The sequence below is a fragment of the Pandoraea oxalativorans genome (assembly GCF_000972785.3).
Lineage (GTDB): Bacteria > Pseudomonadota > Gammaproteobacteria > Burkholderiales > Burkholderiaceae > Pandoraea > Pandoraea oxalativorans.
In genome coordinates this window covers 2,113,610-2,134,327 of the sequence record NZ_CP011253.3, presented here as the reverse complement: position 1 = coordinate 2,134,327, position 20,718 = coordinate 2,113,610, and the positions used below count along the sequence as shown (strand labels likewise).

Below are 20,718 nucleotides of genomic sequence, written 5' to 3'. Positions count from 1 at the left end.
GGGGTCTCCCTGTCGCATTTATGACTTGATGGTGGTATCGATCGGAAACTCATGTACCTGAAACGGACCGGCCGAACTCTTGTCGAATTCCGCCCCCGCCTTCACGCCGGCTTCGGCGATGGCACGTGCGCTCAGATCCTGGTCGTAGAGGGCATACATGGCGCCGAGCGCGAAATTGCGCCCCGAGCCGATCCCCCAGAACCGATCGAAAACGAACACTTCCCGGTAGGAATAGACCCCGTAGATTCCAGTCGGATTCGCAATCACGCTCGTGATCTGCGACGACTCGTACGGGTCGTCTTCCTCTTCCTTGGTGTTGAGGAAATACTCTTCCTTGAGCTTCTGATGGACCCGGCAGAACGTGCGGAAAACTTCGTCTCGCGAATGGAGACGGCACTCATCCGCCATACCGGAAAGAATGGCGCGCATGACCGGGAAATGTGCCGTCGTGCCGGCCAGACCGACATAAGAATCCCCCACGTGAAAAACCTTGCGGTTCTCTTCGTAGGATTGCGACAGCCGGGTATCGCCGAACGTGACGAGCGAATCGGCGGCAATGGCGATTTCCCCTGCCTTCTTGACGACTACCACGGTGGTCATAATGCCCTCCCCGTCCAGAATCCTGAAGCTTGCGCGAGTGCCGCCGGCGCGCTTACGCGCCACCGGCGGCAACAGCCATTAAAGCATCGCGCGACGGAAGTCCGCCAACAACTGGCCCAGGTAGGCGTTGAAGCGAGCGGCTTCTGCGCCATCGATCACGCGGTGATCGTAGGACAGTGACAGCGGCAGCGTCAGTTGCGGCAGGAACTGCTGCTTGCGCTCATCCCACACCGGCTTCTGATAAGAACGCGACAGACCCAGAATGGCCACTTCCGGTGCGTTGATGATCGGCGTGAAGGTCGTGCCACCGATGCCGCCGAGCGACGAAATCGAGAAGCAGCCACCTTGCATCTGATCCGGCTTCAGCTTGCCTTCGCGGGCGAGCTTTGCCAGTTCCGACGTTTCGCGAGCGATCTCGAAGACGCCCTTCTTGTCCGCGTCGCGAACGACCGGCACCACGAGACCGTTCGGCGTGTCGGCGGCGAAACCGATGTGGAAGTACTGCTTGAAGACGAGATTGTCGCCGTCGAGGCTGGCGTTGAACGTCGGGAATTTCTTCAGAGCCAGCACGCAGGCCTTGATGACGAACGCGAGCATCGTGACCTTGATGCCAGCCTTTTCGTTTTCCTTGTTCAACTGCACGCGGAACGCTTCGAGTTCACCGATATCCGCTTCGTCGTTGTTCGTGACGTGCGGGATCATGACCCAGTTGCGATGCAGGTTCGCGCCGGAGATCTTCTTGATGCGCGAGAGCGCCTTCGGCTCGACCGGACCGTACTTGGCAAAATCGACCTTCGGCCACGGCAGCAGATTCAACTCGCCACCCCCTGCCGGCGCAGCGCCTGCAGCGGCCGGGCGGTTGCCGGAAAGCGCGCTCTTGACGAAATTGCGCACGTCGTCGACGACCACGCGTCCCTTCGGACCCGTGCCCTTGACCTGCGTGACATCCACGCCCAGTTCGCGTGCGAACTTACGCACCGACGGACTAGCGTGGCTGATCGGCTGATGGCCTTGTGCTGCTGCAGGGGCAGGAGCAGCGACCGGTGCAGGTGCTGCTGCCTGAGCCGGAGCCGGTGCCGGAGCGGGCGCTGCGGCGGCGGGTGCCGGTGCGGCGGCCGGGGCTTCTGCCTTGGCAGGCGCCGCAGCCGGAGCCGCACCTTCGAGCACGAGGATCAGCGAACCTTCGGAGACCTTGTCACCGACGTTCACCTTCAGTTCTTTTACGACACCTGCGGCCGGGCTCGGCACGTCCATCGACGCCTTGTCCGATTCCAGCGTCACGAGCGATTGCTCGGCGGTGACGGTGTCGCCCACCTTCACCAGCACTTCGATCACGGGCACGTCGTCATAACCGCCGATATCCGGCACCTTGACGTCGATCTTGCTGGTACCGCCGCTGGCGACCGCGGGCGCTGCCGGAGCGGCGGGCGCTGCCGGGGCGGCAGTCGGTGCAGCAGCTTGCGGTGCCGCGGCCGCAGCGGCAGGTGCAGCCGCGCCATTCGCCTGTGCGCCCGAGCCGTTGGCGGTCTCGAGCGTCAAAATCACAGAACCTTCGGACACTTCATCGCCGACCTTCAGGCTCAGCGCTTTAATGACACCTGCGACCGGGCTCGGCACGTCCATCGTGGCCTTATCCGACTCCAGCGTGATCAGGGCCTGCTCGGCGTCGATCTTGTCGCCCGCCTTCACCAGCACTTCAATTACGGGCAAGTCCTTGAAGTCACCGATATCCGGGACTTTCACTTCGATCACTTGACTCATTTTCCACAGTCTCCTCGAGGCTGCGCTTGACGTGCGGCACACGCCGGACTGTCGCTGGGGGGCGACTGACCGGCACGCTCACCGCACGCAGCGGCCTTTAGACGGTCATCGGGTTGGGTTTGTTCGGATCCAGGTTGTACTTGGCAATCGCCTCGGCAACCTTGCTGGCCGGCAGCGTGCCTTCGTCGGCCAGCGCCTTGAGCGCAGCCACCGTGACCCAGTTACGATCCACCTCGAAGAAGTGACGCAGCTTTTCGCGCGTATCCGAACGGCCATAACCGTCGGTGCCGAGCACAACATAACGGCCACGAACGAACGGACGGATCTGATCGGCGTACGTACGAATGTAGTCGGTCGATGCGATGACCGGACCACGCGTATCGTTCAGGCACTTCTCGACGTGCGACAGGCGAGCCGTCTCGGTCGGATGCAGCAGATTGTGACGCGCCACGTCGTTGCCTTCGCGAGCCAGTTCCGTAAAGCTCGGGCAGCTCCACAGATCCGATTCGACGCCCCAGTCGTTCTTGAGCATTTCGGCAGCGGCGATCACTTCGTTGAAGATCGTACCCGAACCCAGCAGTTGCACGCGGGGTGCCTTGCTGTTGTCCGTGCCGCGACGGAAGGCGTACATGCCCTTCAGGATGTCGTTCTCCACGCCTTCCGGCATCGCCGGGTGCGCGTAGTTTTCGTTCATCACGGTGAGGTAGTAATACACGTCTTCCTGATCCTGCACCATGCGGCGCAGACCGTCCTGAACGATCACGGCGAGTTCGTAAGCGAACGTCGGATCGTATGGCAGGCAGTTCGGAATCGACGACGCCCACAGCAGCGAATGACCGTCTTCGTGCTGGAGACCTTCGCCGTTAAGCGTCGTACGACCGGCCGTACCGCCCACCAGGAAACCGCGCGCGCGCATGTCGCCAGCCGCCCAGGCCAGATCGCCGATACGCTGGAAACCGAACATCGAGTAGAAGATGTAGAACGGGATCATCGTCTCGCCGTGCGTCGAATACGACGTTGCGGCAGCGATCCAGTCGCACATACCGCCGGCTTCGTTGATGCCCTCCTGCAGAATCTGACCGCTCTCGGATTCCTTGTAGAACATCAGTTGGTCCTGATCCTGCGGGATGTAGCGCTGGCCGACCTGGCTCCAGATACCGATCTGGCGGAACAAGCCTTCCATACCAAACGTGCGCGACTCATCCGGCACGATCGGCACGATGCGCTGACCCAGCGCCTTGTCCTTGAGCAGCACGTTGAGAATACGCACGAACGCCATCGTCGTCGAAATCTCACGGCCTTCGGCAGTCGCCTTGAGCAGTGCGTCGAATGCGTTCAGCGCGGGCACCGGCAGCGAAGCCGCCTTGGTGCGGCGTTGCGGCAGGTAGCCTCCCAGTTCCATGCGGCGGGCGCGCATGTATTCCAGTTCCTTCGAACCTTCCTCGAACTTGATGTACGGCACGTCGGCGATCTGATCGTCCGAGATCGGCAGCTTGAACTGGTCGCGGAATTTCTTGAGCGACTCCACCGGCATCTTCTTCTGCTGGTGGGTGATGTTCATGGCCTGACCGGCCTCGCCCATGCCATAGCCCTTGATGGTCTTGGCCAGAATGACGGTCGGCTGACCCTTGTGCGTCGTGGCCGAATGATAGGCCGCGTAGATCTTGTGCGGATCGTGGCCGCCACGGTTCAGCGCCCAGATATCCTCATCCGACCAGTCGGCGACCATCGCCTTCAACGCCGGCGTGTTGAAGAAATGCTCGCGAACGTAAGCACCGTCCTTCGACTTGTACGTCTGATATTCGCCGTCCACGCATTCCATCATGCGCTTCATGAGCAAGCCCTGCTTGTCACGGGCAAGCAGCGAATCCCAACGGCTGCCCCAAACCACCTTGATCACGTTCCAGCCAGCACCACGGAATTCCGATTCGAGTTCCTGGATGATCTTGCCGTTACCGCGCACCGGGCCGTCCAGGCGCTGCAGGTTACAGTTGATCACGAACACGAGGTTGTCGAGCTGTTCACGGCCGGCCATGCCGATCGCACCCAGCGATTCCGGCTCGTCCGTCTCGCCGTCGCCGAGGAACGCCCAGACCTTACGGCCTTCGGTCTTCACGATATTGCGCGACTCGAGATACTTCATGAAGCGAGCCTGGTAGATCGCCATGATCGGGCCCAGCCCCATCGAGACCGTCGGGAACTGCCAGAAGTCCGGCATCAGCCACGGGTGCGGGTACGACGACAGACCGCCGCCGTCCACTTCCTGACGGAAGTTCTCGAGCTGCGTCATTTCCAGACGGCCCAGCAGGAATGCGCGGCTATACACGCCCGGCGACGAGTGGCCCTGCACGAAGACCAGATCGCCGCCGTGCTTGTCGGACGGGGCGTGCCAGAAGTGGTTGAAACCGACGTCGTAAAGAGTCGCGGCCGAGGCGAACGAGGCGATGTGGCCGCCGACGTTCGTGTCCTTACCGGCACGCAGCACCATCGCGATCGCATTCCAGCGGGTGTACGAGCGGATCTTGTGCTCGATGTCCTGATCGCCCGGAATACGGGCCTGCTGGTCGACGGGGATGGTGTTGATGTAGGGGGTATTTGCCGAGAAAGGCAGATGCTCGCCGTTGATGCGGGCGAATTCGATCAGCTTCTCAAGCAGGTAATGCGCGCGCTCCGGGCCTTCGGCAGCCAGCACGCCTTCGAGCGAGGCCAGCCATTCTTGCGTTTCTTGGGGATCGGCGTCCGCAGGGGATACGATCTTCAGGGCTTCTTCAGGTACGGCGGACATGGTGTCTCCTTGTCTGTCGTTAGCGGGTTGGCGTAACGGTCGTAACCCGCTTCATGGACGGGCCTACCGGCATTTTTACCGGGGCATTGTACGAAGGTTATTCCCGCCTTCGCAAGCGAAATTTCAGATTACGATAGCAATTTTCATAATGCGGAAATCTGCTGCACTGCACATAAAATCAATGGGTTGCCGACACCATCAGATCACGATTCTTGGGCGTACCGATCGGTCTCAACCGTGAATTGAGCGGCCGTCTTACGAAAAATATCGGACGCTTCCGAAAAGCAGCGCCTGACGGACTCCGACAGCGGGAAACCGGTCGGCCTGCGCTACAATCTCGCCATGCTTTCGCCACGCCTCGCAAACTCATCCCCGCCGTCCCGGTCCGCTGCTACGCCAGCCCGCTCCAACCGTTGGTTGCAGGGGTTTGCGGAGTCGCACTACTACTTGCTGGTACCGCTCGTCTCCATTGTGATCTTTCTGGTGGTGATGAGTTTGATTCTGTGGAGCCTGAACCGTCGCGAAACGGAGCAGCAGCAGGACACGCTTTATCGAAACGTCGCTTGGGCGCAGCAGCAGATCCGCCTCAATATGCTGGCCATTCAGGACCAGGTCAGTTCCCTTGCGCGCGACACGGCGGCCAAACCGCAGGACGTGGCGCACTTCCAGAACACGGCAAGCGAGTTGATGCAAAATCATGCAGACATCGTCTTCATGAACTGGCTCGATGCATCGCAGCGGCCGAGGTGGGCAGCTCCGGCGGACTCCCCCTTCGCTTCACGGCTACAAGGCTCGGCCCAGCATCCCATGGAGGACGAGCTGTTAGTGGCGTTTCGCGCGGCGCGCGACTCGCGTCGCTCCGCCTACTCCACCCTGATCTACGACGCCTCGGGGGCCAGCTACATCGTCGTTCAGGTGCCCGTGCTGCGTGAGCGCGAGTTCCTCGGCACGATTAGTGCGGTGTATTCGGTCGAGGGCTTGCTCATTCATGAGTTGCCCCAGGAACTCGGCGACAAGTTCAAGGTGTCGTTCATCGACACGCACAACAACGAACTGGCGACGACATCCACGCGACCACCGCTACCACGCGACGTGTCGTACGAGTTGTTGCTCGACCCGCCCGGCCACAGTCTGGCTGTGCGCATCTACTCGTATCCGGCGGTCGGCAACTTCGTCAACAACACGCTCGTCTGGCTGATTGCCGGGTTGTCCTGCTTCGTGCTCTGGAGTCTCTGGAGTTTGTGGCGCCACACGCGCCAGCGATTCGAAGCGCAGCAGGCGCTGTTTAATGAGACGTCATTCCGCAGGGCGATGGAGAACTCCATCGTGATCGGTATGCGGGTCCTCGACCTGCAAGGCCACATCACCTACGTAAATCCGGCATTTTGTCGGATGACGGGCTGGGACGAGCCGGATCTCATGAATCGTGCGCCGCCCTATCCGTACTGGCCGAAGGACGATATTCACGAAATGCAGCGCCGCATCGATATGACGCTGCGCGGCAAAGCCCCGTCGCACGGTTTCGAAATTCGGGTGCAACGCAAGGACGGCACGATTTTCTATGCGCGCATGTTTGTCTCGCCGCTGGTCGATGCCCATGGCCGCCAGACCGGCTGGATGTCCTCGCTGACGGACATCAGCGAGCCCAAACGGGCCCGTGAAGAGCTCGCCGCCGCGCACGAACGGTTCACGACGGTGCTCGAAAGCCTCGACGCCTCGGTATCGGTGCTGGCCGTCGACAAGGCAGAGTTACTCTTCGCCAACCGCTATTACCGGCAACTGTTCGGCACGCGCCCAGAAGGCCACCTCGAACTGTCGGGCGGGGGCGAATTGTCGCCGACGTCGCTCGACCACATCGACATGGTCGATGCTTTTGCCGGACTGCCCGCAGCGTCGCTGACCGATACGGCGGCGGAAACGCAGGAAATCTACCTGCCGACGCACCAGAAATGGTTCGAAGTTCGACGTCAGTACATTCAGTGGGTGGACGGCCATCTGGCGCAATTGCAAGTGGCGACGGACATTACGGCCCGCCGTCACGCGGAAGAGCTGGCCCGTCAGGAAGAAGAACGCCTGCAATTCACGGGTCGTCTTACGACGATGGGTGAAATGGCGTCGTCGCTGGCGCACGAACTGAATCAGCCGCTCGCGGCCATCAACAACTACTGCATGGGCACGGCCGCGCTGGTGCGCGCCGGCCGCACGTCCCCTGAAACACTGTTGCCGGCATTGGAAAAGACCTCTCAACAGGCGGTGCGGGCCGGGATGATCATCAAGCGGATTCGGGCCTTCGTGAAACGAAGCGAGCCGAAGCGACAACCGTCATCCATTTATGAGATTGTGGCGGACGCCGTCGGCCTGGCGGAAATCGAAGCGCGTAAGCGTCGCATCCGTATCGTCACGGAGCTTCCGGCAGGACTGCCACAGATCAACGTCGACCCGGTGTTGATCGAACAGGTCCTCATGAACCTGCTCAAGAACGCCGCCGAAGCGATGCACGGCTACACGCCTCCGCCGGGACAACGACGCGACCCGACGGTGCGTTTGCATGTGGAACGGCGGGATAAATCTATTGAATTCCAGGTGTCCGATCACGGCCCTGGGGTTGACGAAGCGACTATCGAACGATTGTTTGAACCGTTCTTTAGTACCAAGTCGGACGGCATGGGCATGGGCCTGAATATCTGCCGTTCGATCATCGAATCGCACCACGGCCGTCTGTGGGTAGAAAACAATGAAATCGACGGCGTGCGGAATGGTTGTACTTTTTGTATTCTGTTACCGTTAGAAAGCGATACGACATCCGGATCCGGGGGAGGACTATGACGACACCCAATATCAATACCGATCAAGAAACCGTCTTTGTTGTCGATGACGACGAAGCTGTCCGCGACTCGCTTCGCTGGCTTCTGGAAGCCAATGGATATCACGTGCGAGGGTTTGGCAGTGCAGACGATTTTCTGCAGTTTTGCGCAGACGTTACGCAAAGCAACCGCCAGAACAACCTGATTGGCTGCCTGATTCTCGACGTCCGCATGCCGGGCATGAGCGGACTGGAGCTTCAGGACGCCCTGATCGAGCGCGGTATCAACCTGCCAATCATCTTCGTGACGGGCCACGGCGACGTGCCGATGGCTGTCGAGACGATGAAGAAGGGGGCGACGGACTTCATCGAAAAGCCGTTCGACGAGGGCGAACTGCGCAAACAGGTCGAAAACATGCTGAGAACCGCACGCGAGGAGGCTGGCCGCCATCGCGAACAGCAAGCGGCGGAAGAACTGCTCAGGAAGCTGACGAGCCGCGAGCACCAGGTGCTCGAGCGCATCATCGCCGGTCGCCTGAACAAGCAGATTGCCGACGATCTGGGCATCAGCATCAAGACGGTCGAGGCGCACCGCGCCAACATTATGGAGAAGCTCAACGTTAACACCGTTGCCGATCTACTCCGCCTCGCGCTGTCCAAGCGATAAACCGGGTCACCCTGCACCTTAGGGTGCAGGGTAGCGAGCCTTCGGACACGCGCCGACGCCAAGTCCGGTGCCTCACTGCGCCCTTCCGCCGACCAACCACCGGTCGCGCCCGTCGGGTTGCGCTCTTTCTCCCTCTCCCCAACGGCACTTGCGATAACGCTGGCACTAGTGCTGCATTAACGCTCGCATTAGCGCTGACATTAACGCTGGCATTAACGCGTACACCCCACACCCCGCTCCCGTGAGCTCCGACGCGCCGGTATAATGTGGTCTTTGCGCTGGTCGCCCGCCCGACCCGCGTCGCCGTACACGGCCCTTTGGGCCAGCCCCCTTCCTTCATTCGATATCCACGCATCATGACCGCCACCCTCATCGACGGCAACGCCCTCGCCAAACGTATTCGTTCCGAAGTCGCCACACGCGCCGCTGCACTCACCGCCCGTGGCCCTCAACCCGGCCTCGCCGTGGTTCTGGTTGGCGAGGACCCGGCCAGTCAGGTCTATGTGCGCAACAAGGTGAAGGCTTGCGAAGACAACGGCCTGTATTCGTCGCTCGATCGCTACCCGGCGGATCTGACCGAGAGCGATTTGCTTGCACGAATCGATGAGCTGAATCGCGATCCGAAGATCAACGGCATTCTCGTGCAACTGCCGCTGCCGAAACACATCGACAGCCACAAGGTGCTCGAAGCCATTGCACCGGAAAAGGATGTCGACGGCTTCCACGTCTCGAACGCCGGGGCACTCATGACGGGCGCACCGTTGTTCCGCCCCTGCACGCCTTACGGCTGCATGAAGATGCTCGAATCGGTGGCGTTCCCGCTGCGCGGCGCCGTCGCTGTCGTGATCGGCGCGTCCAACATCGTCGGCAAGCCCATGGCCATGATGCTGCTTCAGGCCGGTGCCACCGTCACCATCTGCAACAGCAAGACGCGCGATCTGGCGGCGCACACGCGCAATGCCGACGTGATCGTTGCCGCAGTGGGCAAGCGCAATATCGTCACTGCCGACATGGTCAAGCCGGGTGCCGCAGTGATCGACGTCGGCATGAATCGTGACGACGAAGGCAAGCTCTGTGGCGACGTCGACTTCCAAGGCGTCAAGGAAGTCGCTGGCTTCATCACACCGGTGCCCGGCGGCGTGGGCCCGATGACCATTACCATGTTGCTGGTCAACACGATCGAGGCGGCGGAGCGGGCGCTTGGCTGATCGCCAGTTGGACCGTTGACCGAAAGCGACGGTTTTCCCGCAGCAACGCCTTGTGGGGCGCGTACGGCCAACGAGTCGTACGCGCCCTCTTCATTTGTGCATCACGCAGGCGCGATGAGAAATACCCAAGCGGGACGTCGGAATCACCCGAAAACCCGGCCCGCAGCGAGTGACAAAACAGATGTTCCTACCAACGCGCGGCCGTCGCAAAACCGCGCCAAGTCAATCCCACCAAGGCTTTCCGGGCAATTCCCGGTTGGCGACGTCAATGGCATCGGTTGAAAAAACGACTGGAAAATTCGACAGGTTGCCCCCACACTCTTCGTAAGCCCCTTCAAGTGGATAACGAACGCATGAATACGCCGAAAAGCAATCCTCTTCTCGACATCGAGGGACTCCCCCGTTTTTCCGAAATTCGCCCTGAGCATGTGACGCCAGCCGTCGACGTGCTACTGGAGCACGCGCGTGCGGCCGTCGATCGCGCAGCCGACCCCGCAACGCCGGCGACATGGGCCAATATCCTCGACGCTGTCGAAGACGGCACGGAAGGACTTGGACGCGCCTGGGAAATCATCGGACACCTGAACGCCGTCGCCGACACTCCCGAACTGCGCGCCGCCTATAGCGAAAATCTGCCGCGTGTCACCGAGTTTTCGGCCAGTGTCGGTCAAAATCTCGCGCTGTTCGACAAGTACAAGGCCATTGCCGCCGGACCGGAATTTGCCGGACTATCGCCCGCTCGCAAGAAGATCCTCGACAATGAGATGCGTGGCTTCCGCCTCGGCGGTGCAGAACTCCCCGAAGATCAGAAGCCTCGCTTTGCCGAGATTCAGGAAGAACAGGCCAGCCTCGCAAAGCGCTTCTCCGATCACGTGCTCGACGCCACCAACAAGTTCTCCCTCGTCGTGACCGATGAAACGGAGATTGCGGGTCTGCCTGACGACGACAAGGCGGCCGCACGCGCCGCTGCCGATCGCGATGGCTTGGAAGGCTGGAAGTTCACGCTGCATTTCCCGTCGTATTTCCCCGTGCTCCAGTACGCCGACAATCGCGCACTGCGCGAAAAGCTGTATCGGGCGAATGTGACACGCGCATCCGAACTCGGACCCAAATTCGGCGATGGCGACGCGGGTTGGGACAACACCGGTATCGTCGTGGAGCAACTCGCGCTGCGTCGCGAAGAGGCGCAAATGTTGGGCTTCAAGAACTACGCAGAAGTCTCACTCGAGCCGAAGATGGCCGAATCGCCCGCGCAAGTGCTCGAGTTTCTCGAAGACCTTGCGCGTCGCGCTCGTCCGTATGCGGAGAAGGACTGGGAAGAGCTTCAGGCATTTGCGGCCAAGTCGCTCGGCATTGACAAGCTGCAGCCCTGGGATACGGCATACGCGTCTGAAAAGCTGCGCCAGCAACGGTACGCTTTTTCCGAAACGGAAGTGCGTCAGTATTTCCCGCTCCCCAAGGTCCTCGACGGCTTGTTCCGAGTTGCAGGCACATTATTTGATGTGACGATTCGTCCGCAAGAGGCTGAGACGTGGCATCCCGACGTGCGCTTCTTCCGCATCGAACGCAACGGCGAACTGGTCGCGCAGTTCTACATGGACCTGTTCGCCCGCGAAGGCAAACGCGGCGGGGCATGGATGGATAGCGCGCGAACGCGTAAGCGTCTGCACGACGGTGCGCTACAAACCCCTGTCGCCTACCTCGTGTGCAACTTCCCCGCCCCCGTCGGAGAAAAGCCCGCCCTGCTGCCGCACGACGATGTCATCACGCTGTTCCACGAGTTCGGTCACGGCCTGCATCACATGCTGACGCAAGTCGAAGATGCCGGTGTTGCTGGCATCAATGGCGTCGAGTGGGACGCCGTGGAATTGCCGTCGCAGTTCATGGAGAACTTCTGCTGGGAGTGGGACGTCCTTGAGCACATGACGGCGCACGTCGATACGGGAGCCGCCCTGCCGCGCTCGCTTTTCGACAAGATGGTTGCCGCACGCAATTTCCAGAGTGGCCTGATGATGCTGCGTCAACTGGTGTTCTCGGACTTTGACATGCATCTGCATTACGACTTCGATCCGCGTGGCCCGGAGTCGGTGCTTGAAGTGTCGCGACGCATCAACGATCGCCTGCACGTCACCCCGCAAGCGGACTTCTCGCGTTGGCCGAACACGTTCAGCCATATCTTCGCGGGCGGATACGCGGCAGGCTATTACAGCTACAAGTGGGCTGAAGTGCTGTCGGCCGACGCCTATGCCGCTTTCGAAGAAGCAGCCAAGGTGAGTGGCACGGTGCTGGATACCTCGACGGGGGCACGCTATCGTGACGAGATTCTCGCCGTCGGTGGCAGTCGCGAGGCAATGGAGTCGTTCATCGCATTCCGGGGGCGCGCGCCGCAGGTCGATGCCTTACTGCGCCACAGCGGAATGTCGGCGAGCTGACGTCCTGCTTCACATGAGGAACGGGGGCTGACGGACGTCGGCTCTCAGCCCTCAGCCCTCAGCCCTCAGCTATCGTCGTCGCAACCGTTCGGGCGCCACGTATAGCTGCGCGTCTCCTTATCCAGGCATCGGGCGGCCTGAAAGCGAACGGTGCAACCGTTCTCATACGTCCGCGTGCATTCACCGTTGACGCATTGGGTGCGCATGCGGACCACCTGCCCAGTAGGTATCCGACACTGAGCCGGGGCTGCCTGAGCAGCCCGCGGTGGCGGCAAGCGCTTCCCGGGACGCTGACCGCTATCGAACCACGCTTGCGCGCCGTCCGTCGAGCATTGTCCACCCCGCTGGCAAACGACAAACGCGTCTTGCAACGCGGCGTCCTGGGTGTCACCTATGGCCACCCCAACCTCGCCATTGCTGGCATGCACCACCGCCCAGTAGGCCGGCCCATTTCCCGCCATCAGGACTTCGCATCGCCCTCCTCGGCTTCCCGATGCAAGTTGAGTTCTGCATCGGTTCAACGCGGCCAATTTGGCCTTCTCCATCGACGCCTGATTCGTGACGTAGACATATCGAAGCCCGCTTGCCGTGTGGACCCCCGCCACAGCAGACGCCGCGAAACTCGACTGGCTCGCCGAGGTCAGCAGGCCTGCAAGCACAATGGCGCACGTCGCGGGAAAGAGGCGAAACAACCTGATCATGGCAAGACGGTGAGAAAAACTCTGCAAGGGATGATGAGAGTCCCCATCAGAACACAGGGCGAAACCGACACAAGCGGCAATCAAAGGGGGAATTGCCTGCTTATTGCGATTGAGGTGGGGGGGGGTGAGCCTAGGGTCAAGGCGGATCAAGGGGGGCAACAGCGAATACTGCGGATACGGCGAACCAAACAAGACAGGCGGTGCATCTTTCGATGACACCGCCTGTGTCACCCGAAGTCTCCCTCGAGCGAGGCATCACCTCACGGTGCGCCTGATGCGTCGGAACGATTTAGGTGCCGCGCTTGATCCAAGCCGCCAGATTGTGCGGACGCAGCGTGTCGTACTCTTCGAACGGCTGGTGAATCCACGGATTCGTCGGCAGGAAATCGACCGCGTAATCCGGCGCCACCTTCGAACAAGCCTTATGCCACAGCACAGCCGAGCGCACGTCCGTCACCTTCGTGAAACGCTCCTTCAGGTGCTTGCCGACACGCTCGAGCGTCACACCCGAATCGACCAGATCGTCGACCAGCAGCACACGGCCTTCCAATTCGCCGCGCGTGATGGTGATGTACTGAGCGATATCGAGGTCGCCACGAATGGTGCCTTCGGCTTCGCGATACGAACTCGTCGCCAGGATCGCGAGCGGCACGTCGTAAATGCGTGCGAGCTGGTCGCCCACACGCAAGCCGCCACGGGCCAGACACAGGATCTTGTCGAACTTCCAGTTGGACTCATGGACCTTGAGCGCCAGGCGCTCGATCAGTCGATGATATTCGTCCCACGAGACCCAGAGGTTCTTATCGTCGTTTTGCGGCAGATTCATGGTGTGTCTTGCTTGTCGTGCTGTTTTTAGTTCTTGAACGGGTGGCGCAACAGAATCGTTTCGTCACGATCCGGGCCGGTCGACACCATATCGATCGGAATACCGCTCACTTCCTCGATACGCTTCAGATAGTTCTGAGCCTGAACCGGCAGTTGGTCCCACTCCGTCACGCCAACGGTGCTCTGCGTCCAGCCCGGGAAATCTTCGTAGACCGGCTCGCAGCGGGCCACGTCCACTGCGCCGCGCGGCAGAATGTCGATCGCCTTGCCGTCGATCTTGTAACCGACGCACAGACGCACCGTTTCGAGACCGTCGAGCACGTCGAGCTTCGTCATGCACAGACCGGTCACACCGTTGATCTGAATCGAACGCTTGAGCGCAGCAGCATCCATCCAACCCGTGCGGCGCGGACGGCCCGTGACGGAACCGAATTCCTTACCCACCGTCGCGAGTTGCAGGCCAATGGCTTCCTGACGGGCGGGGTTATCCGCGTCGTAAAGTTCGCTCGGGAACGGGCCGGCGCCAACACGCGTGCAATACGCCTTGGTGATGCCGAGCACATAGTGGAGTTGTTGCGGACCGACGCCTGCGCCAGCCGAAGCGGCACCTGCCACGCAGTTGCTGCTGGTGACGAACGGATACGTGCCGTGATCGATGTCGAGCAGCGTGCCTTGCGCACCTTCGAACAGCAGCTTCTTGCCTTCGCGATTGACGGCATAAAGCTCTTGCGAAACGTCGGCAATCATCGGACGCAGACGCTCGGCGTAGCTGAGCATCTTGTCCAGCGTTTCCTGGAAGTCGACAGCCGGCGCGCCGAGGTATTGCGTCAGGACGAAGTTGTGATAGTCGAGGTTTTCGCGCAGACGTTCGGCGAACGCCTTCGGATCGAACAGATCCTGCACGCGCAGTGCACGGCGGCCAACCTTGTCTTCGTAGGCCGGGCCAATGCCGCGACCGGTCGTGCCGATCTTGCCCGCGCCGCGACGTGCTTCGCGCGCCTGGTCGATGGCAACGTGGTACGGGAGAATCAGGGTACAGGCTTCGGAAATGCGCAGACGACCGCAAACGTTCAGGCCAGCGCTTTCGAGCTCTTCGATTTCCTTGAACAGGGCTTCGGGCGACAGCACCACACCGTTACCGATGTAGCACGTGACTTCCTTGTGCATGATGCCCGACGGGATCAGGCGCAGGATCGTCTTCTTGCCACCAATGATGAGCGTATGTCCGGCATTGTGACCACCCTGGAAACGCACCACGCCTTGCGCGTGATCGGTCAGCCAGTCGACGACCTTACCCTTACCTTCGTCGCCCCATTGGGTTCCGATAACGACGACGTTGCGTCCCTGATTCAAAGCATTGCCGGACATAACAATAGTTGGTTTGGTTAAAAACGTATTCTACCCGTGTTGGCGCACGGGAGTGCCGCTTTTTTCAGCGAATTCACCGGGGCGTCACAACCCACTGGCCGTTTTTCTCGACAAGGACGCGGTCTCCCGTGAACTCCTCGAAATCCTGATCGTGCCCCGGCAGCATGCGGATCACGACCTCGCCCGCGTCGCGCAGGCTGTCGATCTTGGCGCGAAGGCCCGGCACATCGTCGGCTGGCGCCAAAATCGCGTTACTGCGCGCTTCAACCGGCGAAATAGCCGCCAACTCACGCAAATCGAGCGAAAAACCGGTTGCCGGACGGTCACGCCCGAACGCCTGCCCCACCTTGTCGTAGCGCCCGCCGCGCGCAATCGCGTTGGGAATGCCGTCGACATACGCCGCGAACATCACGCCGCTGTGGTACTGATAGCCACGCAAGTCCGCCAGATCGATCGACAGCACGGCGGGACCGTCCTTACTCTGCGACGCCGCCAGATAGGCGAGATCGTCCAGTGCAGCCTTCACACCCGGCAGATCCGGCAAGACCTTGCGCGCACGCGCCAGCGTATCCGCCGGGTCGCCGTACAACGTGGTCAGGGTCAGCAAGGCATCCCGCACGTGCGCCGGCAGGTCCTGCGTCAATTCCTGCAACTGAGGCACGTCCTTCGTCGCCAGTGCACCGAACAACTGGCTTTCGATGGCTTCGGCAGCCGGCACGCCTTCGAGCAGCGCCTCAAGCACGCCAGCGTGGCAAAGATCGATCCGAATCTGCTTCAGGCCGGCAAGTTGCAAGCAGAACAGCAGCAACTCCTGGATTTCGAGATCCGCTTCGAGGCCGCTATGACCGAAGATTTCGGCACCGATCTGGAACGGCTCACGGGTCGCCAGCAAGTTGCGCGGACGAGTAAACAGCACGCTGCCGGCATAGCACAGACGCGTCACGCCCTTGCGGTTGAGCAAGTGGGCATCGATACGGGCGATCTGCGGGGTGATGTCGGCGCGCAGGCCCATCGTGCGCCCCGAGAGCTGATCGACGAGCTTGAAGGTGCGCAGGTCGAGATCGTGGCCAGTGCCGGTCAGCAGCGACTCGACATACTCGAGCATCGGCGGCATGACGAGTTCATAGCCGTACGTACGGAAACGATCGAGCATCAGTCGGCGCAGATCTTCGATCTTGCGCGCCTCGGACGGCAGCACGTCGGCGATATTTTCGGGAAGTAGCCAGTTCGGCATGGGTATTTCGGAATTCAGACGGCGCGTGAAAGCGCCTTTTAGTAATCGGCCAGCAGCATCAGCATCAGCCCCAGCAGGACGGCGGCCAGGCCGAAGAAGCGAATCTGGCCGGACGGCATTTCCGTTATTTTACGAAAACTTTGCCGCCACCGTTCCGGCGCGGCAAACGGAAACAATCCCTCCACGATCAGCATGAGGGCGAAAGCGAGAATTATCGTGCTGCTGGTCACAGGAGGGCTCGGCCAAAACGCCACCGCCCGCGTCGACGCGGGCGGTGGCAGCTACTCGGATGTCAGAACGGCTATTTTCCCGCGTTTCCGGCTGACGCGCCAGCACCACCGGAACCGCGCATAAATCGGAAGAAGTCGCTGTTCGGGTCGGCGATGATGACGTCCTTCTTGTCACGGAAGGTCGCCTTGTACGCTTCGAGGCTCTGATAGAACTGGGCAAACTGCGGATCGCGGCCAAACGCCTGAGCGTAGATACCCGCGGCAACGGCGTCGCCCTCACCCTTGACCTGCTGTGCCTTGGCATATGCCTCGGCAACAACCACATCGCGTTGACGGTCCGCGTCGGCACGGATTTGTTCGGCTTCGGCAGCGCCCGTCGAACGCAGTTCGTTCGCCACGCGCTTACGCTCGGCGGCCATCCGGCTATACACCGAATCGCTGATACCGGCTGCCAGGTCCACGCGGCGCATGCGCACGTCGACAATCTCGATACCGACTTGCGCGGCTTCGTCGCCCACCTTCTGCTTCACCCATTGCATGACCTGATCACGCTGCGTCGAGACCACTTCGGTCACGGTGCGCTTGGTGAACGCTTCCTGCAACGCCGAGCGAATCTGCTGCGTCAGACGATCCTGCGCGAGGCGGTTGTCGCCCTTGAAGCTCACGTAGAACTTGCGCGGGTCGATGATGCGCCACTTCACATAGGAGTCGACGATCAGGTTCTTCTTTTCGGCCGTGATGAAGCGTTCCGGCTCCGGGTTGTCGATGGTCATGATGCGCTTGTCCAGATACAGCACGGTCTGGAGCGGCGGCGGCAACTTGAATTTCAGGCCGGGTTGGTTGTACACATCCTTGATCTCGCCAAGCGAGAACACCACGGCATAACGGCGCTGGTCCACCACGAACATGGTCGAGGCGAGCACGATCAGCAAAACGATCAGCGCGACGATAACGGTTCCAATACGGTTCATGCGCTTATCCCCTTAGCGTGAATCGCGGTCGCGGTTGCGCAGTGCCGCGCGCGATCGATCATGGTCGACATCACTGCTGTCGCTTGCGGCAGGCGCACCCGCCGCAGCCCCCGTGCCTGCACCGGAGGCCGGTGCGGGGGTCGATGCGTCGCTACGCGAACGCTCCATGATCTTGTCCAACGGCAGATACAACAGGCTGTTGTTCTTCGAATCCACCATGATCTTCGTGGTGCGCGAGTAGATCTGCTGCATCGTATCGAGATACATACGCTCGCGGATAACACCCGGCGCCTTGGCGTAAGCTTCCTGTACCGACTTGAAGCGATCGGCATCACCCTGCGCCTGCGACACGACACGCGCCTTGTAACCGGCCGCCTCTTCCGTCAGACGCGACGCCGTACCCTTGGCACGCGGAATCACATCATTGGCGTAGGCTTGCGCCTCGTTCTTCGCACGCTCGAGGTCCTGACCAGCCTTCACCGCGTCGTCGAACGCTGCCTGCACCTGCTCTGGCGGCTGAACGCTTTGCATCGTCACGCTTGTGACGAGAATGCCTGTCTTGTAGCTATCCAGAATGCGCTGGATCGACGTGACGAGTTCGTTCGCGATTTCTTCACGACCGGCATAGAGCACGAAGTCCATCTTGCTCTTGCCGACGATCTCACGCACGGCCGTCTGCGCAGCCAGATTCACCGACGATTCGGCGTCCACGTTATTGAACAGGAATTCGGTCGCATCCTTGATGCGGTACTGCACGGCGAAGCGAACATCGATGATGTTCTCGTCGCCCGTGAGCATCGACGAATCCTTCAGATCGGTATCGCGAATCGTGTTCGAGCGGCCAATTTCCACCGATCGGATCTGCGACATGTTGACGATTTCGACCGACTGGAACGGGTACGGCAAGCGCCATTGAATCCCCGAGGTGGTCGTGTACTTGTACTTGCCGAACTGGGTGACGACGCCGACCTGACCTTCCTGGACGATGAAGACGCCCGTGGCCAGCCAGATCAGGAATGCCAGCGCGACGACTACGCCCACGCCGATACCCGAGCCGCGCGAGCCACCGGAGAAATTGTTCGAGCCGCCGTTGTTGCCGCCTCCGCCGTTCTTACGGCCGAAGATGCGGTTCAGACGACGATTGAAATCGCGCCACAGTTCGTCGAGATCGGGGGGGCCATCCTGCTGCGGGCCTTGCGGTCCGCGCTGCGGCTCCTTCTGATCCTGCGAATTCGGATTGTTCGCACGATCTGGGCGGTTCGGCTCCTGATTGCCGGACGGCGAATCGCCGCCGCCGTCCCGCCCCCAGCGCGGGTCGTTCAGGGAGAAAATCAAGCCAACTCGTCGCATCAAAGCTCTTGGAAGCATAGGTAGAAGCGTGGTGACTGAAGCGGGTTGGGCGTTGCGACCGGCGCGCCTCATATCGGAGCGCGCATGCTGCCGGTTCGCGCGTGTTTCCCGAATCTGGTTTGCCGATCGGTGGCCTTACCCGGCCTCCGTCTAGTCTCTTGCCAGTTCGTCACCCGAGTCGGGACGTGCTGCCGGTGTTCCCCGTGGCAACGCGCCCATCACGGTGCGACGTCTCGTGTTATCTGTCTTCTGCGCGCGGCACATCGTCCCAACGGTCGATGAGCCGGACATCGGGCGCTTCGTGCTGCGATTGTAACCCACCAGTGCCAGCCACAACCGCCTCGCTGATGGCCTCGCGCAGCAGGTCGAGGCCCTGGCCGGTGCGCGCGCTCAAAAAGACTCGCGTAATGCGCCCGGCCTCGTCCCGTTCGATTCTCGGCCCTTGTGCGGCCAGTTCCGGCACCGCGTCGATCTTGTTCCAGACGAGAATCTGCGGGATATCGGCCGCGTCGATCTCCGCCAGCACGGCGTTGACCTCGGCCATCTGCTCCTTGCGCACCTGACTCGACGCGTCCACCACATGCAGCAGCATGTCGGCGTGCACCGTCTCCTCAAGCGTCGCCCGGAATGCCGCCACCAACTGGTGAGGCAACTCGCGGATGAATCCGACAGTATCAGACAGCACGATGTTCCCGACATCGCCAAGATAAACACGACGCGAGGTCGTATCGAGCGTGGCGAACAGCTGATCGGCGGCGTAGGCGTTGGCCTTCGTCATCGAATTGAACAGCGTGGATTTGCCCGCGTTCGTGTAGCCGACGAGCGAAATCGACATCGTGCCGCTGCGCTGACGCGCGCGACGCTGCGTATCGTGCTGACGCTGCAATTTCTCGAGCCGCACTTTGAGCGACTTCACGCGCTCACCCAGCAAACGACGGTCGGTTTCCAACTGCGTTTCACCCGGACCACGCAGCCCGATACCCCCCTTCTGACGCTCAAGGTGAGTCCAGGCGCGCACGAGGCGCGTGGACAGGTACTGCAACTGCGCCAGCTCGACCTGTAGCTTGCCTTCGTGACTCTTTGCGCGTTGCGCAAAGATATCGAGGATCAGGCTGGTACGGTCCACCACGCGGCGTTGCAGCAGGTGTTCGAGGTTACGCTGCTGACCCGGGGTCAGTGCGTGATTGAAAATCACCAATTCGACGTCGTACTCCGCAATGGCGTCGCGCAATTCTTCAGCCTTGCCGCTGCCGATAAACAGCTTGGCATCCGGGCTGTGGCGACGGCCGGTAATGGTCACGACAGGCTTGGCGCCAGCGGATTGCGTGAGAAGGTCGAGTTCCTGGAGACTGGCTTCGAAATCGAGTTTGCCGAAATCGATGCCGACGAGCGCGGCGTTGGTGGTCAAGCTACGCTGGGATTGGGAATTGGGACTGTTGGACAAGAGCGGGCGGTGGGGAAGAGAAATTCGCCCGGCCGGAGACTCCCGGTCGGGCGAGCCTGAATCAGGACTGCTCGGCTTCCGGATGGAAATTCACCGGACGCGCAGGCACGACCGTCGAAATGGCATGCTTGTAAACCATTTGAGTGACCGTGTTGCGCAGCAGGACGACATACTGGTCGAACGACTCGATGTTTCCCTGCAGCTTGATACCGTTGACCAGATAGATCGAGACGGGAACATGCTCCTTACGCAAGGCGTTCAGAAACGGGTCTTGTAGAAGTTGCCCTTTGTTGCTCATAAGTTACTCCATTGTATTTTTAGCAAATGACCGTAAGCCAG

General features: G+C 60.9%; 15 protein-coding genes and 1 pseudogene. 4 read left to right on the top strand and 12 right to left on the bottom strand.

What is annotated here, in order from left to right; all coding sequences use genetic code 11:
• Positions 1-18: 18 nt before the first annotated feature.
• The 3 genes from MB84_RS09625 to aceE form a co-directional block, all read right to left on the bottom strand.
• Complete coding sequence (locus MB84_RS09625) at positions 19-600, bottom strand: Ntn hydrolase family protein (RefSeq protein WP_046291619.1); 582 nt, start codon at positions 598-600, stop codon at positions 19-21.
• 78 nt (positions 601-678) lie between these two features.
• On the bottom strand, positions 679-2,361 hold the full coding sequence (gene aceF / locus MB84_RS09620; RefSeq protein WP_046291618.1) for a dihydrolipoyllysine-residue acetyltransferase: 1,683 nt from the start codon (positions 2,359-2,361) through the stop codon (positions 679-681).
• A 97-nt stretch (positions 2,362-2,458) separates the two neighbouring features.
• Entirely contained in the window at positions 2,459-5,146 is a 2,688-nt protein-coding gene (aceE, locus tag MB84_RS09615; protein ID WP_046291617.1) for a pyruvate dehydrogenase (acetyl-transferring), homodimeric type, read from the bottom strand.
• Between the two features lie 342 nt (positions 5,147-5,488).
• On the opposite strand from aceE, the gene MB84_RS09610 reads away from it, so the two are divergent.
• The 4 genes from MB84_RS09610 to MB84_RS09595 all read left to right on the top strand — a co-directional run bounded on the left by MB84_RS09610 (position 5,489) and on the right by MB84_RS09595 (position 12,256).
• A complete protein-coding gene (locus tag MB84_RS09610) occupies positions 5,489-7,972 on the top strand; it encodes a PAS domain S-box protein (RefSeq protein WP_046291616.1) in 2,484 nt (827 codons plus the stop codon).
• Positions 7,969-8,616, top strand: a complete 648-nt coding sequence (locus tag MB84_RS09605) for a response regulator transcription factor (protein WP_046291615.1) — start codon at positions 7,969-7,971, stop codon at positions 8,614-8,616. The genes MB84_RS09610 and MB84_RS09605 overlap by 4 nt, the downstream gene beginning before the upstream one ends.
• Positions 8,617-8,972: 356 nt before the next feature.
• Positions 8,973-9,824, top strand: a complete 852-nt coding sequence (gene folD / locus MB84_RS09600) for a bifunctional methylenetetrahydrofolate dehydrogenase/methenyltetrahydrofolate cyclohydrolase FolD (RefSeq protein WP_046291614.1) — start codon at positions 8,973-8,975, stop codon at positions 9,822-9,824.
• Between the two features lie 353 nt (positions 9,825-10,177).
• Positions 10,178-12,256 carry a M3 family metallopeptidase gene (locus MB84_RS09595; protein WP_046291613.1) on the top strand — a complete coding sequence of 693 codons (2,079 nt, stop codon included), beginning with the start codon at positions 10,178-10,180 and terminating at the stop codon, positions 12,254-12,256.
• A gap of 65 nt (positions 12,257-12,321) precedes the next feature.
• On the opposite strand, the gene MB84_RS31700 is transcribed toward MB84_RS09595, so the two are convergent.
• From MB84_RS31700 to hfq, 9 genes and pseudogenes are all read right to left on the bottom strand, one after another.
• The gene (locus tag MB84_RS31700) at positions 12,322-12,801 is read right to left on the bottom strand and encodes a hypothetical protein (protein WP_425415907.1); all 480 of its coding nucleotides are present in this window, start codon (positions 12,799-12,801) and stop codon (positions 12,322-12,324) included.
• A 445-nt stretch (positions 12,802-13,246) separates the two neighbouring features.
• Positions 13,247-13,783, bottom strand: a complete 537-nt coding sequence (locus MB84_RS09585) for a phosphoribosyltransferase (protein ID WP_046291611.1) — start codon at positions 13,781-13,783, stop codon at positions 13,247-13,249.
• A gap of 26 nt (positions 13,784-13,809) precedes the next feature.
• Positions 13,810-15,150, bottom strand: a complete 1,341-nt coding sequence (locus MB84_RS09580; RefSeq protein WP_046291610.1) for an adenylosuccinate synthase — start codon at positions 15,148-15,150, stop codon at positions 13,810-13,812.
• A gap of 73 nt (positions 15,151-15,223) precedes the next feature.
• On the bottom strand, positions 15,224-16,384 hold the full coding sequence (locus MB84_RS09575) for an ATP phosphoribosyltransferase regulatory subunit (protein WP_046291609.1): 1,161 nt from the start codon (positions 16,382-16,384) through the stop codon (positions 15,224-15,226).
• 38 nt (positions 16,385-16,422) lie between these two features.
• Positions 16,423-16,578 (bottom strand): DUF2065 domain-containing protein, encoded by a 156-nt coding sequence (locus MB84_RS09570; RefSeq protein WP_046291608.1) that lies wholly within the window; start codon positions 16,576-16,578, stop codon positions 16,423-16,425.
• 107 nt (positions 16,579-16,685) lie between these two features.
• Positions 16,686-17,585 carry a protease modulator HflC gene (hflC, locus tag MB84_RS09565; protein ID WP_046291607.1) on the bottom strand — a complete coding sequence of 300 codons (900 nt, stop codon included), beginning with the start codon at positions 17,583-17,585 and terminating at the stop codon, positions 16,686-16,688.
• A gap of 12 nt (positions 17,586-17,597) precedes the next feature.
• The gene (hflK, locus tag MB84_RS09560; RefSeq protein WP_084009692.1) at positions 17,598-18,920 is read right to left on the bottom strand and encodes an FtsH protease activity modulator HflK; all 1,323 of its coding nucleotides are present in this window, start codon (positions 18,918-18,920) and stop codon (positions 17,598-17,600) included.
• A gap of 343 nt (positions 18,921-19,263) precedes the next feature.
• Positions 19,264-20,343 (bottom strand): annotated as a pseudogene (gene hflX, locus MB84_RS09555) (GTPase HflX); the annotation flags it as partial.
• A 97-nt stretch (positions 20,344-20,440) separates the two neighbouring features.
• Entirely contained in the window at positions 20,441-20,677 is a 237-nt protein-coding gene (gene hfq, locus MB84_RS09550; protein ID WP_010807283.1) for an RNA chaperone Hfq, read from the bottom strand.
• Between the last annotated feature and the right edge of the window lie 41 nt (positions 20,678-20,718).

Coding starts and splice junctions, on each gene's coding strand:
- MB84_RS09585 (WP_046291611.1), bottom strand. CDS start 13,783: ATGAATCTGCCGCAAAACGACGATAAGAACCTCTGGGTCTCGTGGGAC.
- MB84_RS09575 (WP_046291609.1), bottom strand. CDS start 16,384: ATGCCGAACTGGCTACTTCCCGAAAATATCGCCGACGTGCTGCCGTCC.
- MB84_RS09580 (WP_046291610.1), bottom strand. CDS start 15,150: ATGTCCGGCAATGCTTTGAATCAGGGACGCAACGTCGTCGTTATCGGA.
- MB84_RS09570 (WP_046291608.1), bottom strand. CDS start 16,578: ATGCTGATCGTGGAGGGATTGTTTCCGTTTGCCGCGCCGGAACGGTGG.
- hfq (WP_010807283.1), bottom strand. CDS start 20,677: ATGAGCAACAAAGGGCAACTTCTACAAGACCCGTTTCTGAACGCCTTG.
- MB84_RS09625 (WP_046291619.1), bottom strand. CDS start 600: ATGACCACCGTGGTAGTCGTCAAGAAGGCAGGGGAAATCGCCATTGCC.
- hflC (WP_046291607.1), bottom strand. CDS start 17,585: ATGAACCGTATTGGAACCGTTATCGTCGCGCTGATCGTTTTGCTGATC.
- aceE (WP_046291617.1), bottom strand. CDS start 5,146: ATGTCCGCCGTACCTGAAGAAGCCCTGAAGATCGTATCCCCTGCGGAC.
- MB84_RS09605 (WP_046291615.1), top strand. CDS start 7,969: ATGACGACACCCAATATCAATACCGATCAAGAAACCGTCTTTGTTGTC.
- MB84_RS09595 (WP_046291613.1), top strand. CDS start 10,178: ATGAATACGCCGAAAAGCAATCCTCTTCTCGACATCGAGGGACTCCCC.
- folD (WP_046291614.1), top strand. CDS start 8,973: ATGACCGCCACCCTCATCGACGGCAACGCCCTCGCCAAACGTATTCGT.
- MB84_RS09610 (WP_046291616.1), top strand. CDS start 5,489: ATGCTTTCGCCACGCCTCGCAAACTCATCCCCGCCGTCCCGGTCCGCT.
- aceF (WP_046291618.1), bottom strand. CDS start 2,361: ATGAGTCAAGTGATCGAAGTGAAAGTCCCGGATATCGGTGACTTCAAG.
- MB84_RS31700 (WP_425415907.1), bottom strand. CDS start 12,801: ATGGAGAAGGCCAAATTGGCCGCGTTGAACCGATGCAGAACTCAACTT.